Source organism: Burkholderia gladioli (assembly GCF_000959725.1).
Taxonomy (GTDB): domain Bacteria; phylum Pseudomonadota; class Gammaproteobacteria; order Burkholderiales; family Burkholderiaceae; genus Burkholderia; species Burkholderia gladioli.
In genome coordinates this window covers 3,767,433-3,783,111 of record NZ_CP009323.1, presented here as the reverse complement: position 1 = coordinate 3,783,111, position 15,679 = coordinate 3,767,433, and the positions used below count along the sequence as shown (strand labels likewise).

Annotated in this window: 14 protein-coding genes; 6 read left to right on the top strand and 8 right to left on the bottom strand. The window is 68.6% G+C overall.

The window, feature by feature from the left end; translation table 11 throughout:
- The first annotated feature begins 136 nt into the window (after positions 1-136).
- From BM43_RS33955 to BM43_RS33930, 6 genes are all read left to right on the top strand, one after another.
- Positions 137-1,339, top strand: coding sequence for an efflux RND transporter periplasmic adaptor subunit (locus BM43_RS33955; protein WP_036051428.1), 1,203 nt, complete (start codon positions 137-139; stop codon positions 1,337-1,339).
- A complete protein-coding gene (locus BM43_RS33950; protein WP_036051430.1) occupies positions 1,336-3,354 on the top strand; it encodes a MacB family efflux pump subunit in 2,019 nt (672 codons plus the stop codon). Before BM43_RS33955 ends, BM43_RS33950 begins: the two co-directional genes overlap by 4 nt.
- Positions 3,355-3,362: 8 nt before the next feature.
- Positions 3,363-4,928, top strand: coding sequence for an efflux transporter outer membrane subunit (locus tag BM43_RS33945; protein WP_052409289.1), 1,566 nt, complete (start codon positions 3,363-3,365; stop codon positions 4,926-4,928).
- A 92-nt stretch (positions 4,929-5,020) separates the two neighbouring features.
- Entirely contained in the window at positions 5,021-6,619 is a 1,599-nt protein-coding gene (locus tag BM43_RS33940; RefSeq protein WP_036051432.1) for an MBL fold metallo-hydrolase, read from the top strand.
- Between the two features lie 231 nt (positions 6,620-6,850).
- Positions 6,851-8,098, top strand: a complete 1,248-nt coding sequence (locus tag BM43_RS33935; protein WP_036053419.1) for a Zn-dependent hydrolase — start codon at positions 6,851-6,853, stop codon at positions 8,096-8,098.
- 244 nt (positions 8,099-8,342) lie between these two features.
- Positions 8,343-9,272 (top strand): SMP-30/gluconolactonase/LRE family protein, encoded by a 930-nt coding sequence (locus tag BM43_RS33930; protein ID WP_226285259.1) that lies wholly within the window; start codon positions 8,343-8,345, stop codon positions 9,270-9,272.
- Between the two features lie 66 nt (positions 9,273-9,338).
- Here the strand turns inward: BM43_RS33930 and BM43_RS33925 are convergent, their stop codons facing one another.
- The 8 genes from BM43_RS33925 to BM43_RS33895 form a co-directional block, all read right to left on the bottom strand.
- Positions 9,339-10,166 carry a hypothetical protein gene (locus BM43_RS33925; protein WP_036051434.1) on the bottom strand — a complete coding sequence of 276 codons (828 nt, stop codon included), beginning with the start codon at positions 10,164-10,166 and terminating at the stop codon, positions 9,339-9,341.
- Between the two features lie 45 nt (positions 10,167-10,211).
- Positions 10,212-10,781 carry a hypothetical protein gene (locus BM43_RS33920; protein WP_036051435.1) on the bottom strand — a complete coding sequence of 190 codons (570 nt, stop codon included), beginning with the start codon at positions 10,779-10,781 and terminating at the stop codon, positions 10,212-10,214.
- 171 nt (positions 10,782-10,952) lie between these two features.
- Entirely contained in the window at positions 10,953-11,114 is a 162-nt protein-coding gene (locus tag BM43_RS41475) for a hypothetical protein (RefSeq protein WP_155296547.1), read from the bottom strand.
- A 360-nt stretch (positions 11,115-11,474) separates the two neighbouring features.
- Positions 11,475-12,368 (bottom strand): ribokinase, encoded by an 894-nt coding sequence (locus tag BM43_RS33915; RefSeq protein WP_036051437.1) that lies wholly within the window; start codon positions 12,366-12,368, stop codon positions 11,475-11,477.
- Positions 12,365-13,210 carry a BtpA/SgcQ family protein gene (locus BM43_RS33910; RefSeq protein ID WP_036051439.1) on the bottom strand — a complete coding sequence of 282 codons (846 nt, stop codon included), beginning with the start codon at positions 13,208-13,210 and terminating at the stop codon, positions 12,365-12,367. Before BM43_RS33910 ends, BM43_RS33915 begins: the two co-directional genes overlap by 4 nt.
- A 38-nt stretch (positions 13,211-13,248) precedes the next feature.
- Positions 13,249-13,893, bottom strand: coding sequence for a TenA family protein (locus BM43_RS33905; RefSeq protein WP_080742267.1), 645 nt, complete (start codon positions 13,891-13,893; stop codon positions 13,249-13,251).
- Positions 13,893-14,900, bottom strand: a complete 1,008-nt coding sequence (locus tag BM43_RS33900) for an ABC transporter permease (RefSeq protein ID WP_025100114.1) — start codon at positions 14,898-14,900, stop codon at positions 13,893-13,895. Before BM43_RS33900 ends, BM43_RS33905 begins: the two co-directional genes overlap by 1 nt.
- The gene (locus BM43_RS33895) at positions 14,900-15,664 is read right to left on the bottom strand and encodes an ATP-binding cassette domain-containing protein (RefSeq protein WP_230676275.1); all 765 of its coding nucleotides are present in this window, start codon (positions 15,662-15,664) and stop codon (positions 14,900-14,902) included. The genes BM43_RS33900 and BM43_RS33895 overlap by 1 nt, the downstream gene beginning before the upstream one ends.
- Positions 15,665-15,679: the final 15 nt, after the last annotated feature.

The following is a 15,679-nucleotide window of genomic DNA, read 5'->3' as shown; positions in this document are numbered from 1 at the left end:
CAGGCGGGTGGCGGCGTGCCCGCGGCATATCGATCGAGTCGACGCGACCGGCCCGCCCCGAGGGCCGCCGGTGGCGCGCGCTCGGCCGGCCGCGCGCGCGGCGCGTGCGTCGAGCGTCTTCACAGTCAGGACATCCATGTCCAACCCGGTTCAGTTCGCACGACGCAGGCCCTGGCTCGCGGCGTGTGTGGTCGTCGCGGTGCTGCTGCTCGCGCTGCTTGCCTGGCGCGCCGCGCGAGGGCCCGCGCCCGCGCAATACCTGAGCGCGGAAGTCAGGCGCGCCGATATGGAGCAGACCGTGCTCGCCACGGGCACCCTGCATCCGATCGAGCAGGTCGCGATCGGCGCGCAGGTCAACGGCCAGATCAAGTCGATTCCCGTCAAGCTCGGCGATCACGTCAAGCGCGGGCAACTGCTCGCGGAAATCGACCCGGTGCTGCAGCAGAACGCGCTGCGCAGCGCGCAGGCCTCGCTCGACAGCGCGCGCGCCCAGCGCGATTCGAAGCTCGCGCTGCTCACGCAGTACCAGCACGAGGAGGAGCGCCAGGCCTTCATGCTCCAGCACGATGCCAGCTCGCGCGCCAACTACGAGGTGGCGCAGGGCAATGTCGAGACCACCAAGGCCGACGTGGCCTCGCTGAACGCGCAGATCACCGTGTCGGCGGTGCAGGTCGACAATGCGCGCGCACAGTTGTCCTACACGCGCATCACCGCGCCGATGGACGGCGACATCATCGCGATGGTGGCGCAGCCGGGGCAGACGGTGGTGGCCGCGCAGATCGTGCCGGTGCTGATGATCCTCGCCAACGTCGACACCATGACGGTGCGCGCGAAGATCTCGGAGGCCGACGTGGTGCGCGTCAAGCCCGGCCTGCCGGTGCATTTCTCGATCCTCGGCGCGCCCGACCAGCCCTATGCGAGCCAGCTCAGGGCGATCGAGCCGGCGCCGGAATCGATCGTCGCCGACAGCTCGCCGCAATACCAGCAATCGCAGCAGCAGACCCAGACGGCGGTCTACTACAACGGCCTGTTCGACGTCGCGAATCCCCGACACACGCTGCGCACCTCGATGACGGCCCAGGTCTCGATCGTGCTGGGCCGCGCCGCGGGCGCCCTGAGCGTGCCGCGCGCGGCGCTGGGCCGGCGCATCGACGGCGATCGCTACGAGGTGCGGGTACTCGACCAGGGCCAGCCCAGGGCGCGCGAGATTCGCGTCGGCTTGATGAACGACACCGACGTGCAGGTGCTCTCGGGCCTGGCGGTGGGCGAGCGCGTGATCGTCGGCGATTCGCTGGAGCAGGCGCTCAAGGCCGGCCAGCAGCAGGGGAGCGGCACGTGAGCGCGCGCGAGGCGCCGCCGCTGCTCGAGCTGGTCGGCGTCGAGCGGCGCTTCGCGCTCGGCGACGGCGAGGTGGCGGTGCTCAAGGGCATCGACCTGCGGATCCGTCGCGGCGAGCTGCTGGCCATCACGGGGCAGTCGGGCTCGGGCAAGTCGACGCTGATGAACATCCTCGGCTGCCTCGATCGCCCCAGCTCGGGCAGCTACCGGATCGACGGCCAGGAGATGCGCACCCTCGACGGCGATGCGCTGGCACGGCTGCGCCGCGAGCACTTCGGTTTCATCTTCCAGCGCTACCACCTGCTGCCGCACCTGAGCGCCGAGGAGAACGTGCAGATCCCGGCGATCTATTCGGGCGCCGCGCGCCAGGCGCGCCTCGCGCGCGCGCGGGCGCTGCTGGCGCGGCTCGGGCTGGCCGAGCGCAGCGCCTATCCGCCGGCCAAGCTCTCGGGCGGCCAGCAGCAGCGCGTGAGCATCGCGCGTGCCCTGATGAACGGCGGCGAGGTGATCCTGGCCGACGAACCGACCGGCGCGCTCGACACACGCAGCGGCCGCGAGGTGATGAACATCCTGCTCGAACTCAATGCGATCGGGCATACCGTGATCCTGGTCACGCACGACCGCAACGTGGCCGCGCATGCGCATCGCGTGGTCGAGATCAACGACGGCGAGATCGTCGCCGATCGCCTACGCGACGAGACGGCGAACCCGGCGCAAGACGAAACCGAAAACGAGCCCGCGACGCCGCTCGCCGTGCTGCCCGGCGACGCCGCGCCGATGCCGCCACCACCCGCGCGCGGCGGCGCCGACAGCATCCACGCCGGCAGCCTCGGCGCGGCGTTCCGGATCGCCTGGATCGCGATGATCACGCATCGGCTGCGCACCCTGCTGACCATGCTCGGCATCGTGATCGGCATCGCCGCGGTGATCACCGTGGTGGCGCTGGGCCAGGGCGCGCAGCGCAGCGTGGTGGCCGCGATCGAGGCGATCGGCACCAACACCATCGACCTGAGTCCCGGCCGTGACTGGGGCGACGAGAACGCGCGTTCGATCCACACGCTGTCGGCCGCCGACGCGGCCGCGCTGCGCGCGCAGTTCTACGTGGACAGCGCCACGCCGCTGGTGGCTTCCTCGCAGACACTGCAGCACGCCAACGTCAAGGCCAGCGCCTCGGTGCGCGGCGTGGGCGAGGACTATTTCCGCGTGCACGGCACGCGCTTCGCGCAGGGCGAGCGCTTCGACGCCAGCCAGGTGCTGCGCCGCGCCCAGGTGGTGGTGATCGACGACAACACGCGCCAGCGCCTGTTCCGAAGCTGGGAGCAGCCGATCGGGCAGATCATCCTGGTGGGTTCGCTGCCTTGCACGGTGATCGGCGTGACCGCGCGCAACGACGGCCTGTTCGGGCCGCGTACCGATCTCGAGGTCTTCATCCCCTACACCACGGCCGCCGATCGCCTGACCGGTCAATCCTGGCTCAACGGCATCACGGTGCGCATCCGCGACGGCGTGCCGAACGGCATCGCCGAGCAGAACATCACGAAACTGATGAGCAGCCGCCACGGCATCAAGGACTTCTTCACCAATTCCAGTGACAGCATCGTGCAGACGGTGCAGCGGACCACCGGCACGCTCACCCTGCTGATCCTCTCGGTGGCCGTGGTGTCGCTGCTGGTGGGCGGGATCGGCGTGATGAACATCATGCTGGTGTCGGTCACCGAGCGCACCCACGAGATCGGCATCCGCATGGCGGTGGGCGCGCGCCAGTCCGACGTGATGCAGCAGTTCCTGATCGAGGCCGTGCTGATCTGCGTGGTGGGCGGCCTGTTCGGCGTGCTGCTGTCGTTCGCGGTCAGCGGCGCCTTCTCGCTGTTCGTGAAGATCATCGTGATGCGCTTCTCGCTGCTGGCGATGCTGGTCGCCTGCCTGTGCTCGACGCTGATCGGCGTCGCCTTCGGTTTCTGGCCCGCCCGCAACGCGGCGCGGCTCGACCCCATCGATGCGCTGGCGCGCGAATGAGGCCCGGCATGCGCACTTCATCGATCCTGTCCCGTCGTCGCGCCGCATCCGCCCCGCGGGCGCGCCGGCCATCCTCGCGCGCGCTGCTGGCCTGCCTGCTGGCCGCGGCCTGCGGGCTCGGCGGCTGCGGCGGACTCACGCGCAGCGAGTACCGGCGCCCGGCGCTCGACGTGCCCGCGCAGTGGAACGCCGGCCAGGATGCCGCCGCCGCGGCGCCGGTCACCGGCAGCAGCTTCGCCGCGAGCGAGCCCTGGTGGCGCCGCTTCGACGATCCGCAGCTCGATGCCCTGATCGAGCGCGCGCTGCGCAGCAACAACAACCTGGCGGCGGCCGCGATGCGGCTCTACAGCGCCCAGCTGCAGTCGCGCCTGACCGATACCAATCTCACGCCTGACGTGACGGTGAGCGGCAGCGGCAGCGCCGCGCGCAATCTCACGCGCGGCGGCAGCACCCTCAAGTCCTACACGACCACCACCAACGTCAGCTACGAGCTCGACTTCTGGGGGCACCTGGCGCGCCAGCGCGATGCGGCCGCGTTCGAGGCCCAGGCCACCGAGTACGACCGGCGCGCCGCGGCGCTGACCCTGGTGGGGCAGACGGCTACCGCCTACTGGCAGATCGCGGCCCTGAAACGGATCGCCGCGACCACCCAGGAGAGCATCGACACCGCCGAGCGCACGCTGAAGTTCGTCCATATCCAGCATGTGGCGGGCGAGGCCAGCGACTACGAGGAGTCGCAGGCGCGCAGCACGCTGAAGACGCTGGAGGGCGAGCTGAGCCAGATCGTGGCGCAGCTCGAGGCACAGCGCAATGCGCTGGCCATCATCTTCGACCAGTCGCCCGAGCATCGCGAGCCCGAACTCGATTCGCTGCCGATCCGCGCCATGCCGGCCATGCCCGCGGTGGTGCCGGCCGACATGCTGGCCCATCGTCCCGACCTCCAGGCGGCCGAGACGCGGCTGCGCGAGACCCTGGCCCAGGCCGACGCGCAGCGGCTCGCCTTCTACCCGAGCTTCTCGCTGTTCGCCTCGGTGGGCACCGGCGGCACCAGCACCACGCTCGCCGACATCCTGCGCAATCCGCTCGGCACGCTGGGCGCCACGCTGTCGCTGCCCTTCATCCAGTGGAACACCGCCGAGCTGACCATCAAGTCCTCGAAGGCCACCTTCGACACGGCCGTCATCAACTTCCGCCAGACCTTCTACCAGGCGTTGGCGGACACGCGCTCGGCGTGGGTAGCCAGCGTGCAGTCCGAGCGCGAGGTGCGCTCGCTGAAGGAGGCGGTGGAGGCGGCGCGGCGCGCGGAATCGCTGGCCGAGATCCGCTACCGCTCCGGCGACACCAGCCTCACCGACTGGCTGAACCTGCAGCAGACGCGGCAGCAGGCCGACGTGCAACTGGAGCAGGCGGTGTATTCGCAGTACGTCAACGCGCTCACGCTGTTCCTCGCGCTGGGCGGCGATCCGGCCTCGCAGGCGCTGGGCGTGGCCGGGGCGGCGGCGCCAGTGCAGGGCGCGAGTCGAGGCGGGGCGGGTGCCGACGGCATGCGCCTGGCCGGCAAGGCGCGCGAATGAAACCGCGGCAGGCCGCGGCGCCCGTGAGGGCGCCGCGCCTCGAGCGGCCGGGCACGATGGATGCCGTCGAGCCATCAAGACAAGGACATGCCATGCGATTCGAAGCAGGAACCCCCGTATACCTGAAGCCGTCGGTGAAGATGGAGCTGTTGCTGGACCGCTGGCTGGCCTGGCCGCACCTGGTGCCGCCGGTGCAGTACGCGATGAATCTCGCGTTCCGCTACCTGCCGGCGCTGCAGTCCTTCGTGGCGAACCCGAAGATCCACGTGGCCGCCTCGAACGATCCGGCGCTGTACGGCGGCCCCTTCATGGACCTGCCCGAGGCGGCGGCCGGGGAAATCGCCGCGCTGCTCGACGAGACCCGGCAGCGCTCGGCGGCGCTGCTGCGCTTCGCCGCCGATTTCAAGGCCTTCGATCGCATGCTGCAGGAAGCCGGCACCGGCCATTCGCTCGACGCGCTCTACGAGAAGCTGCCGGCCACGCTGGCCGGCCTGACCGAACTGGTCTACGACCACAACAACCAGCCGGTGATCCGCATCATCGAGGAACTGGCGGAGCGCACCGGCCTGAGCAACCGGGCCAGCCAGGAACTGCTGCTGAGCACGGTGGCCGATGCCGATCGCAAGTTCTTCATGAACACGCCGCGCGTGAGCGGCCCCGGCAACGCCTTCGCGCGCGTGCCCTTCGCCTCGCCGCTGCTCGACAAGCTCGCTGCGATGCGTACCCGCGCCGCGCCGTTCGGCGAGCTGGCCGAGCTGTTCGACGCCGCCACGCTGGCGCGCGAGGACGTGCTCGAGATGTTCGACACCGAGGCGCCGGCGCGCAAGGCGCCCGACTACGATGGCGAGCAGGTGCGCGTGCGCCACTTCGGGCATGCCTGCGTGCTGATCCAGACGCCCGAGGTCAACATCCTGATCGACCCGATGTTCACCTGGGATGCCGCCGACGACGGCCGCTTCACCTATGTGGACCTGCCCGATCGCATCGACTACCTGGTGATCTCGCATTGCCACCAGGACCATTTCTCGCCCGAGGCGCTGGTGCAGTTGCGCCACAAGGTCGGGCAGGCGATCGTGCCGCGCAATCGCACCGGCAGCCTGGCCGATCCCTCGATGGAGCTGGCGCTGCGCAGCCTCGGCTATCGCGACGTGCGCAGCGTCGGCGCGTTCGACAGCGTCGCGGTGCCGGACGGCGAGATCGTCAGCCTGCCGTTTACCGGCGAGCACGCCGATCTCGACATCTACAGCAAGCAGACGCTGTTCGTGCGCGTGAAGGAGCGGCGCTTCTTCTTCCTGGTCGATTCGGACGCGATCAACCCGGCGCTCTATCAGCTGGTGCGCGAGACCGCCGGCACGCCCGACGCGATCTTCGTCGGCATGGAGTGCAACGGCGCGCCGCTGAGCTGGCTCTACGGGCCGCTGATGACCAAGCCCTTGAGCCGCCGCGACGACGATTCGCGTCGATTGTCCGCCTCCAACGCGGCGCGCGCCTGGCGGCTCGTGTCCGATCTCGGCGCGCGGCGCGCCTTCATCTATGCGATGGGACAGGAGCCCTGGCTGCGTTACGTGATGGGTGCCGAATACGCGCCCGACAGCATCCAGGCACGGCAGATCCGCAATTTCTTCGAGCGGTGCGAGCAGGCCGGCGTCAGTTTCGAGCACCTGCATATCGGTAAGGAAATGCTTTACTAGGCCCGCTTGCGGGCCGGCGACGGCGCGCGGCGCCAAGGGGGACACGTGGACATCAAGCGCAGCAATCAAGGTGCCGGCCAGCTCGTCGGCGAGACGGCCGAATCCGGCCAGCAGCGATACCCGGGGCGCTTTTCGCGGCGCGATTTCGAGGCCATCGCCGAGCGCGCCGTCTTGCGCGAGCCCGGGCAGGAGCCGGGACGCGAGGGCGCGGCGCGCGCCGAGGCGCTCGGCATGGCGCTGGACGCAGGCGTGCGCATCGACGGCCGGCGGCTGTGGGACAGCCTGATGGAACTCGCGAAGATCGGCGCCACACCCAAGGGCGGCGTCTGCCGTCTCGCGCTGACCGATCTCGACAAGGCCGCGCGCGACCTGATCATCGACTGGGGGCGGCAGGCCGGCTGCTCGATCACGATCGACCAGATGGGCAACGTCTTCATGCGCCGCGGCGGGCGCAACGACGCGCTGGCGCCGGTGCTGACCGGCTCGCATACCGATTCGCAGCCCACCGGCGGCCGTTTCGACGGCATCTACGGCGTGCTCGGCGGCCTGGAGGTGATCCGCACGCTGAACGATCACGGCATCGAGACCGAGCGGCCGATCGAGGTGGTGATCTGGACCAACGAGGAGGGTTGCCGTTTTGCGCCGGGCATGACCGCCTCGGGCGTGTTCGCCGGCGTGTTCGCGCTCGACTATGCGCTGGGCCTGCACGACATGGACGGCAAGACGCTCGGCGAGGAGCTGCGCCGCATCGGCTACGCGGGCGAGACGCCGTGCCGGCGCCGTCCGATCCATGCCGCCTTCGAGCTGCATATCGAGCAGGGGCCGATCCTGGAGGCCGAGGGCCTGACGATCGGCGTGGTCACCGACGCGCAGGGGCAGCGCTGGTACGAGATCGAGATGATCGGCCAGGAGGCCCATGCCGGGCCGACGCCGATGCCGCGTCGCCGCGATGCGCTGCTGGGTGCCTCCAGGATCGTGCAGCTGGTCAACGAGATCGGGCTGCGCCATGCGCCGCTGGCCTGCGCGACGGTCGGCATGATGCGTGTCTACCCGAACTCGCGCAACGTGATTCCGGGGCGCGTGTTCTTCACCGTGGATTTCCGCCATCCGCAGGACGAGATTCTCGCGCGCATGAACGACGAGCTGCGCGAGGGCATCGCGCGCGTCACGGCCGAGATCGGGCTGGAGGCGAAGATCGACCAGATCTTCTACTACGCGCCGGTGGCCTTCGATCGCGCCTGCGCGCAGGCGGTGCGTTCGGCCGCGTCGCGCCTGGGCTACGGGCATCGCGAGATCGTGTCGGGCGCCGGACATGATGCCTGTTACCTGGCGCAGGTTGCGCCCACCTCGATGGTGTTCGTGCCTTGCGTGGATGGCATGAGCCACAACGAGATCGAGGACGCGCTGCCCGAGTGGATCGAGGCCGGCGCGAACGTGCTGCTGCATGCGGTGGTGGACCGGGCCTCGGAACCGGGGTGAGGGCGCGGCGCGCCGCGCGCGAGGCAACGAGGCCCGAGCGGTTCGAAGCCGTCGGATCACGGCCTTGTCCCCACGATAATGCAACGATGCTGCGATGCAGCTAAACTGCACGGACTCGAACCTGGCGACCGGTTTTCCGAAGGCTGCGCGCGCATTCCGCAATGCGGCAAACAGCTTTCGTTTCGCCTGCGATTCCCGACTTTTCGCCCCAGCAGTCCGTTCCGACCCAATGGAGGAAATCATCGTGGATGCAAAGACCAACGGCACGCTCTATGTGCTGCAAACGCGCCCGCCGGCGATCATCGCGCTGTCGTCGGACGGCTCGCACGAGGCGATCGTGACGGACCTGAGCTTCACCCCCGACGGCATCAAGGTCGACGCCGAGAACGGCGTCATCTACTGGTCCAACATGGGCAGCGGCGTGCACCTGATCGATTCCGACCCGGCCGCGGGCGCCGTCCCGCCGAACGACGGCACGATCGAGCGCGCGAACCTCGACGGCAGCGACCATCGCGTGCTGGTGGCATCCGGCCTGGCCGGCACGCCGAAGGAACTCGCGCTCGACATCGAGGGCGGCCTGATCTACTGGTGCGACCGCGAAGGCATGCGCGTGATGCGCGCGCGGCTCGACGGCTCGGAGGTCACGGTGCTGGTGAAGACGGGCGAATTCCCCGCCGACACCGCCGATGCGAAGCGCCACTGCGTGGGCATCGCGCTCGACAAGCCCAACGGCCATCTCTACTGGACCCAGAAGGGCGCGCCCGATGCCGGCGAGGGCCGGATCTTCCGCGCGAGCATCGACCTGCCGGCCGGCGCGGCGCCCGACGCGCGCCCGGACATCGTGTGCCTGCTCGACAAGCTGCCCGAGCCGATCGACCTCGACATCGACAGGCAGAAGAACGTGCTGTACTGGACCGATCGCGGCGACGACGCGCATGACGGCAACACGCTGAACCGCGCCCACGTCACGCCCGACGGGCTCGTGAACCACGAGGTGCTGGCGCATGGGCTCAAGGAGGGCATCGGGCTGTCGCTCGACGAGGCGGGCCGCCGGGCGTTCGTGACCGATCTCGGCGGCAACGTGCTCGAATTCGACATCGACACCACCGAGCAGGACCACTTCACCTCGATCGCCCACCTCGGACCGCTCACGGGTATCGACTACGTGGCCTGACGAAACGGCACGTCGCGCGTTCGGCGCGCGGCGTGCCGTGCGGATCGCTCTGATCGCCCGGGTCGTTCAGCGCGCCACGGCCGCCGCGGCATTCGCCTGCTGCGAGACCTGCGTGAGAATCTGGCCGGCCGCGCCATAGGACGCGTTCATGTAGATCTTCGCGAACGAATGGCCGAGGGGATCGGAGATCGGGTGCAGCCCCAGCGAGAAGTTCGAGGGCATCACGGTCTGCACCAGGCCGAGGCTGCCAATCACCGCATCCGAGCTCGAGGTCAGGTAGCTGGAGCCCGGCAGCAGGTAACGCGCCGCATTGCCGACATTGACCGTGCTGATCCTGCCCTGCGCCTTCTCCGGCCCGGTGACCAGCACGTTGGTCTCGAAGTTGGCATACAGCGAACCCTGGGAGTGGCCCACCAGCACGACCTTGCGGTTCTGCTTCAGGTACGCGCGATATTGGTTCAGGTGGTCCGGCAATTCCGGAACCTGGCTCTGCGCCAGGATATCGATGTACTTCTGCTCCAGCGCGGCGTCCATGCCGCCCGCGGGAATGCTGCCGCCGTCTATCGCCCGCCAGAAGTCGGCCGGGCTCGACCCTTCGATCGCCTTCTGCTTGAACACCTGATAGAGATCGCTGAAGGTGCCCTGCGTCGCGTTGTAGGCATTGCCATAGACATAGGCGTTGCCGGCATTGCGCGCGTTCAACTGGGTCTTGAGGATCTGCAGGTTCGCGACGGCGTCGTCGAAGCTGTTGTTGATGCCGTTGACGAACACGATCGCGGTGTTCGACGGGGCGGCGGCCGCGGTAGCCGAGGCGACCGTCGCCGCATTCAGCGGCAGGGAATAGGGCAGCGCGAGCAGCGATCCGGCAATCATCAGGCTGGCTGGTTTTCTCATCGGAGGATGTCCTTGGGGTGAGGGAAGGGCACGGCAAGGCGGTGCTCAGTTCTGCAGCGAGCTCGGATCGAAGCTGCAGGACCGGGCGCCGGGATCGTCGAAATACTGGCCGCCGGCCAGCGATTGAAAACGGATATAGGCCTGCGTGTCGGCCTCGGTATCGAGCATCACGGCCCGCGCGCCCTTGATCCGGTCGAGCATCGCCTGCTGGTCGACGCCCGACTTGCCGAGCACGCCCTGGCTCAGCGCGCAGGCGATGCCCTTGGCGATGGCATTGCCGGCATCCTTCGCATCGGCGGGATTGTGGACCTCGCGAATGGCCTGGCTCCAGCCATAGGCGATCTGCGTGAGCGCTTCGCGGGTGGCGGCGGAGTTCGCGTATTCGGCGGCGATATATTCGGTGACGCGGGCGGGAAGGGGCGGCGGTGAGCGGCGTTGTCCCGCGGCCGACGAGGCGGCGCCGGAAAACGTGTTGGCCATCGGCGCATCGGCCGGCCGCTCGATGTTAGAGGGCCGATCGGGCGACGCCGAAGTCCCCCGGGCCACGATCGCGAAACACAGGCATGCAAGCAGCCCTGCCGCGAGTATCGCGGCAACGACATATTTCCAGCGCATTTTGTTTTGCCCTCTATCGTTTCTTTTTTATTGTGAATTTTTCGGATTGTTCACCGATTCATTGATTAAGAATGCCAAGCAAAGTTGAAGATTGCATGACAGCATATATTCGGGAAATCGGATAGGGAGGTTGCCACGAATGCGACGACGCAAACGCAGGATATGTGGTCGTCAAGTTCCAGGTTGCCTGCCGGTTGTTCGCCTTGCCACGCTTTGCAGAAACCAGGTTTCAGCCGCGCGCACGCCGGTGAGACGTCCTTTGACCGCCGATTCGATAACTTTGACACGTTGCAGTTCGTTCATGCCGATCGTGACCAGGCCGGGCTTGTTCATGGCAGGCTCCACCGCGTTGCGCCTCGACAGCATGCGCCTGCGGCAGGTCTGAGCCGGACATTACTAAATGGCCGTAACACGCAAATTGTCGATAATTAGGATTATGTAAAATACGCTGCGTGCCCAACGTATTTGGGAAACCCCGATCAAGACTGCCACCCGTGCTTCGAGACGCCACGGCCGTCCGACCACTGTCGCCGTCATGCCGGGGAGCGAGGATCCCCGCTCCCCGGCATGACCGAGCGAAAACTGAGTAGTTGACTGATCGAGGCGGCGCCGGCCGCGCCCGCGCCGACCCAAGCCGATTGAGGCGGCCCCGGGGCCGACATCCTGGATGGGCGAGAGCCCGTTTGCCTCGGCTCAGCCCATCGCCGCGGCCAGTTCCTCGACCGACGGAATCGCCAGATAGGTGCCGCTGCGCTCGACCGTCAGCGCCGCCGCGCCCTGTGCCGCCGTGATCGCCCGCGCCGGCGGCTCGCCCGCTGCCAGGCCGGCGACCAGCACACCGCAGAACACGTCGCCCGCGCCCGAGGTGTCCCTGACGTCCGCCGGCACCCCGCCATGGCGCGTACTGCCCGCCGCGTCCACCAACAAGCAACCGCGAGCGCCAAGCGTGACGATCACCCAGGCAGGCCCGCGCGCGAGCAGCCAGGCCGCGCCGGCCTCGACGTCCGCCATGCCGGAGATGCCGATCATCTCGCCTTCGTTCGCGATCACGCCTTCGCACCGTTGCAGAACCTCGGGGCCGTCCCAATGCCATGGCGCGGCGTTCACCACCACACGGGCGCCGCGCGCGCGCGCGTGCTCGGCCAGCGCGCCGGTGACGGCCGAGGAAAGATTGCCTTGCATCAGCAGATAGTCGCCTGGCCGCAGATCGTGCAGATGGTCCTGCAATGCTTCCGGCGGCACGGCCTGGAGGCAGCCGACGGTGGTCACGATGGCGTTCTCGCCGTCCGCCGTCACGGTCAGGATCGACATGTCGGTGGCCACCGGCAACTGCAGCATGCGCAGCGCGGCGAAGGGCTCGCGCGCCAGCGCGCCGGCCAGCTCGCTGCCGCTCGCGTCGGTGCCGAGCGCCGACACGAACACCACCTCGGCGCCGGCGCGGCCGGCCGCCACCGCCTGGTTCAAGCCCTTGCCGCCCGGCGCGCGCACGATCGAGCGGGCCAGGATCGACTCGCCGGGCCGCGCCGCGCGCTCGATCGTCAAGCTCACGTCGGTGACGGCATTGCCGAGCACGTAGACACGCGTCATGAGCGTGCCCTGTCGGCCGCGCTCATGAATTCGCGCAGCCGCGCGGTGTCGACGTCGTTCCACCACAGGCCGTCATGCTTGAGGTAGCTGGCGACGATCACGGCATCGGCGATGCCGAACATGTCGCCGACGTTCTCGGGCGTCACGCCGGAGCCGACCACCACCGGCAGCGAGGTGCCGGCGCCGATCGCCTCGAGCTCGTCGAGGCTGGCGGAGTCGCCCGTGCGCTGCCCGGTCGCCACCGCCGCGTCGGCGTCGAAGAACTCCACGTCGCGCGCCAGCTCGGGAATCGAGCGATCCGCGGTGATCGCGTGCGCGCCGTGCTTGACATGGACATCGGCGAAGATCTTCACCTCGCGCGCATGCAGCCAGGACCGATAACGCGTCGCCTGCGCGGCCGGCCCCTCGACGAAACCCTCGTTGGCGATATAGGCATTGGCCCACTGGTTGACGCGGATGAACGAGGCCGAGGCGGCCTTGGCGATCGCCAGCGCCTGGATCGCGCCGTTGGCCAGCACGTTGATGCCGATCGGGCAGGACACCGCGCGCTTCACGGCGGCCGCCACCACGGTCATGGCCGCCACCGTTTCCGGGCCGATATCGTCGGGTTTGGCGAAGGGAATGTCGCCGTGATTCTCGACGATCAGCCCGTCGACGCCGCCGTTCACCAGCAGGCGCGCCTCGTTGACGGAGAACGCGACGATCTCCTCGATGCCCTGCCCCTGGTAGCGCGCCGAGCCCGGCAGCGGCAGGCAGTGCAGCATGCCGATCACGGCCTTGCGGCGGCCGAACAGGGTTTCGATGACATTGGGTTTCTGGTCGAGCACCAGCTTCTTCTGCATGATCCGTGGCTCCTGATACCGATGACGGGGACGAGGGCTTATTGGTAGGCGGCACTATGGAAATCGATCTCCAGCGCCAGGGCTTTCGCGAACACCGCGTTCGCGCCGGCGAAATCGAAGTGTTCGTCGGGAATCGAATCGATCTGCTCGCGCAGCCAGAGCGCCTGCCGGGTGAAGGCCTCGTCGGCATGCAGGTCCACCCAGGCCCGGATGCCGGGATGGCTGATGGTCTTGCGCGCGGCCGCGCCGCACCATTCCGAATACATCCATTCCGCGCACATCATGGCGACGATCGCGTCGTGGTAGCTGCCGTTCGCGGCTATCTCGAGCATGCCGCGATCGAAGGCCCGCACCGGCTCGGGCAGCACCGCCTCGGGCGGCAGCGCGGTGATGCCGAGCCGCGCGAACATCGCCTCGAAATAGGGAATCTGCTCGGTGGCCAGCGCGTGCAGCACGCCGGCCAGCCAGCGCTTGCTGGCGAAATCGGGCGCCTTCACCAGGGCATGGCCGAAGATCGTGACGGCGGTCTCGACGAAGCGGTGCTCGTAGCGCAGGTAGTTGGCGAATACCGCGTCGGGCAGCGCGTCGGCCTGGATGTCGGCCACGAAGCGGTGCGCCTGCATGGCGTCCCAATGCGCGAGGTTGTGGGCGCGCAGGCGCGCCGAATGAGTCGGATGCTCCATCATTTCCTTCCTTTGCGCGCCGAGCGCAGCTTGCCGAATACGCGCGTGTTGGACCAGATGGCGAGCAGGATGATGATCCCGGTCACGATCTGCGTGAAGAACGGCGAGACGTGCAGCAGGATCAGGCCGTTGCCGAGCGTGGCGATGGTCAGCGCGCCGAGGATGGTGCCGACCACGGTGGCCCGCCCGCCCATCAACGAGGTGCCGCCCAGCACCACGGCGGCGATCACGTCGAGCTCGAAGCCCGAGGCCGCGTTCGAGGAGCCGGAGCCCAGCCGCGAGGCCAGCACCAGGCCGGCCAGCGCGGAAGCCAGGCCCGAGATCACGAACACCGAGGTCTTGATGCCCAGCGCGGGCATGCCCGCGCGCCGCGCCGCCTCGCTGTTCGAGCCGACCGCGATCACCTGTCGCCCGTAGCGCGTCCGGTTCAGCGTCACGTAGCCGGCCACGGCGGCCAGCACCGCGATCAGGGCCGGCACCGGAATGCCGGCCAGCGTTCCCGCGCCGAACACGTCGAAGCCGGTGCCGGGCGCGATCGGGATCGAGAAGCCCTGGGTGGCGTACAGCGCGATGCCGCGCAGCGTGGTCAGGCCAGCCAGCGTGACGATGAAGGACGGTATCGCCTGGCTGGCCGAGAACCAGCCCTGTACCCAGCCGATGCCGGCGCCGGCCAGCAGCGTGAGCACGAAGGCCAGCGGCCAGGGCAGCCCCGCCTGCATGACCAGGGCAGCCAGCGAATTGGTGAGCGCCACGATCGCGCCGACCGACAGGTCGATGCCGCCGGTCGCGATCACGAAGGTCATGGCGACGGCGACGATCATCATCGGCGCCAGTTGCCGCAGGATGTTCAGCAGGTTGGCGCCGGTCAGGAACACCGGCGTGCTCGCGCCGAACAGCAGGCAGCAGAGCACGAAGAACACCGCGATCGACGCCACCTGCGCATGCGAGAGCAGATAGTCCTGGTAGCGGGCGCCGCGCTGCCGCTCCGTGTAGGTCGAGGTATCCATCAGTGCCGTCCTCCCACGATCAGCCGGACCAGTTCCTCGAGCGAGGTATCGGCGATGCGCCGCTCCGCGACCTTGGTCCCTTCGTACATCACCGCGATGCGGTCGCACACGCGGAACAGGTCCTGCAGGCGATGCGTGATCAGCACCACCGACACGCCCTGCGCCTTGACGCGATCGATCAGCGCCAGCACCGCCTCGACCTCGGCCACCGCCAGCGCCGAGGTGGGCTCGTCCATGATCAGCACGCGCGGTTCGAACGAGGCGGCGCGCGCGATGGCGATCGCCTGGCGCTGGCCGCCCGACAGTTGCTCGACGTTCGCGCCGAGATCGGGAATGCGGATCTTCAGGTTGGCGAGCAGGCGCTCGCCCTCCTCCAGCATCTGGCGACGCCTGAGAAACCCCCTGCTGCTGATTTCCCGGCCCAGGTACAGATTGCCGGCCACGTCGATCGCATCGCACAGGCTGAGATCCTGGTAAACCATCTCGATGTGCCGCCGCCGCGCGTCGGCGGGGTCGGCCAGCCTGACCGCCTCGCCGCCGACGAAGATCTCGCCGCTGTCGGGAATATAGGTGCCCGCCATGATCTTGGTCAGCGTCGACTTGCCCGCCGCGTTGTCGCCGATCAGGCCCAGGCACTCACCCGGATAGAGATCGAGATCGACGCCGCGCAGCGCCTGGAACGAACCGAAGGAGATGCGGATGTCGCGCAGCGACAGCACGGGCTGCCGTGCCGGCGCGCTGGCCACCGGTTCGAGGGGGTCCATGTCGCTCATCTCGAT

Coding starts and splice junctions, on each gene's coding strand:
- BM43_RS41475 (WP_155296547.1), bottom strand. CDS start 11,114: ATGAACAAGCCCGGCCTGGTCACGATCGGCATGAACGAACTGCAACGT.
- BM43_RS33945 (WP_052409289.1), top strand. CDS start 3,363: ATGCGCACTTCATCGATCCTGTCCCGTCGTCGCGCCGCATCCGCCCCG.
- BM43_RS33910 (WP_036051439.1), bottom strand. CDS start 13,210: ATGCAGAAGAAGCTGGTGCTCGACCAGAAACCCAATGTCATCGAAACC.
- BM43_RS33940 (WP_036051432.1), top strand. CDS start 5,021: ATGCGATTCGAAGCAGGAACCCCCGTATACCTGAAGCCGTCGGTGAAG.
- BM43_RS33915 (WP_036051437.1), bottom strand. CDS start 12,368: ATGACGCGTGTCTACGTGCTCGGCAATGCCGTCACCGACGTGAGCTTG.
- BM43_RS33925 (WP_036051434.1), bottom strand. CDS start 10,166: ATGAGAAAACCAGCCAGCCTGATGATTGCCGGATCGCTGCTCGCGCTG.
- BM43_RS33900 (WP_025100114.1), bottom strand. CDS start 14,900: ATGGATACCTCGACCTACACGGAGCGGCAGCGCGGCGCCCGCTACCAG.
- BM43_RS33905 (WP_080742267.1), bottom strand. CDS start 13,893: ATGGAGCATCCGACTCATTCGGCGCGCCTGCGCGCCCACAACCTCGCG.
- BM43_RS33955 (WP_036051428.1), top strand. CDS start 137: ATGTCCAACCCGGTTCAGTTCGCACGACGCAGGCCCTGGCTCGCGGCG.
- BM43_RS33920 (WP_036051435.1), bottom strand. CDS start 10,781: ATGCGCTGGAAATATGTCGTTGCCGCGATACTCGCGGCAGGGCTGCTT.
- BM43_RS33895 (WP_230676275.1), bottom strand. CDS start 15,664: ATGGACCCCCTCGAACCGGTGGCCAGCGCGCCGGCACGGCAGCCCGTG.
- BM43_RS33935 (WP_036053419.1), top strand. CDS start 6,851: ATGGCGCTGGACGCAGGCGTGCGCATCGACGGCCGGCGGCTGTGGGAC.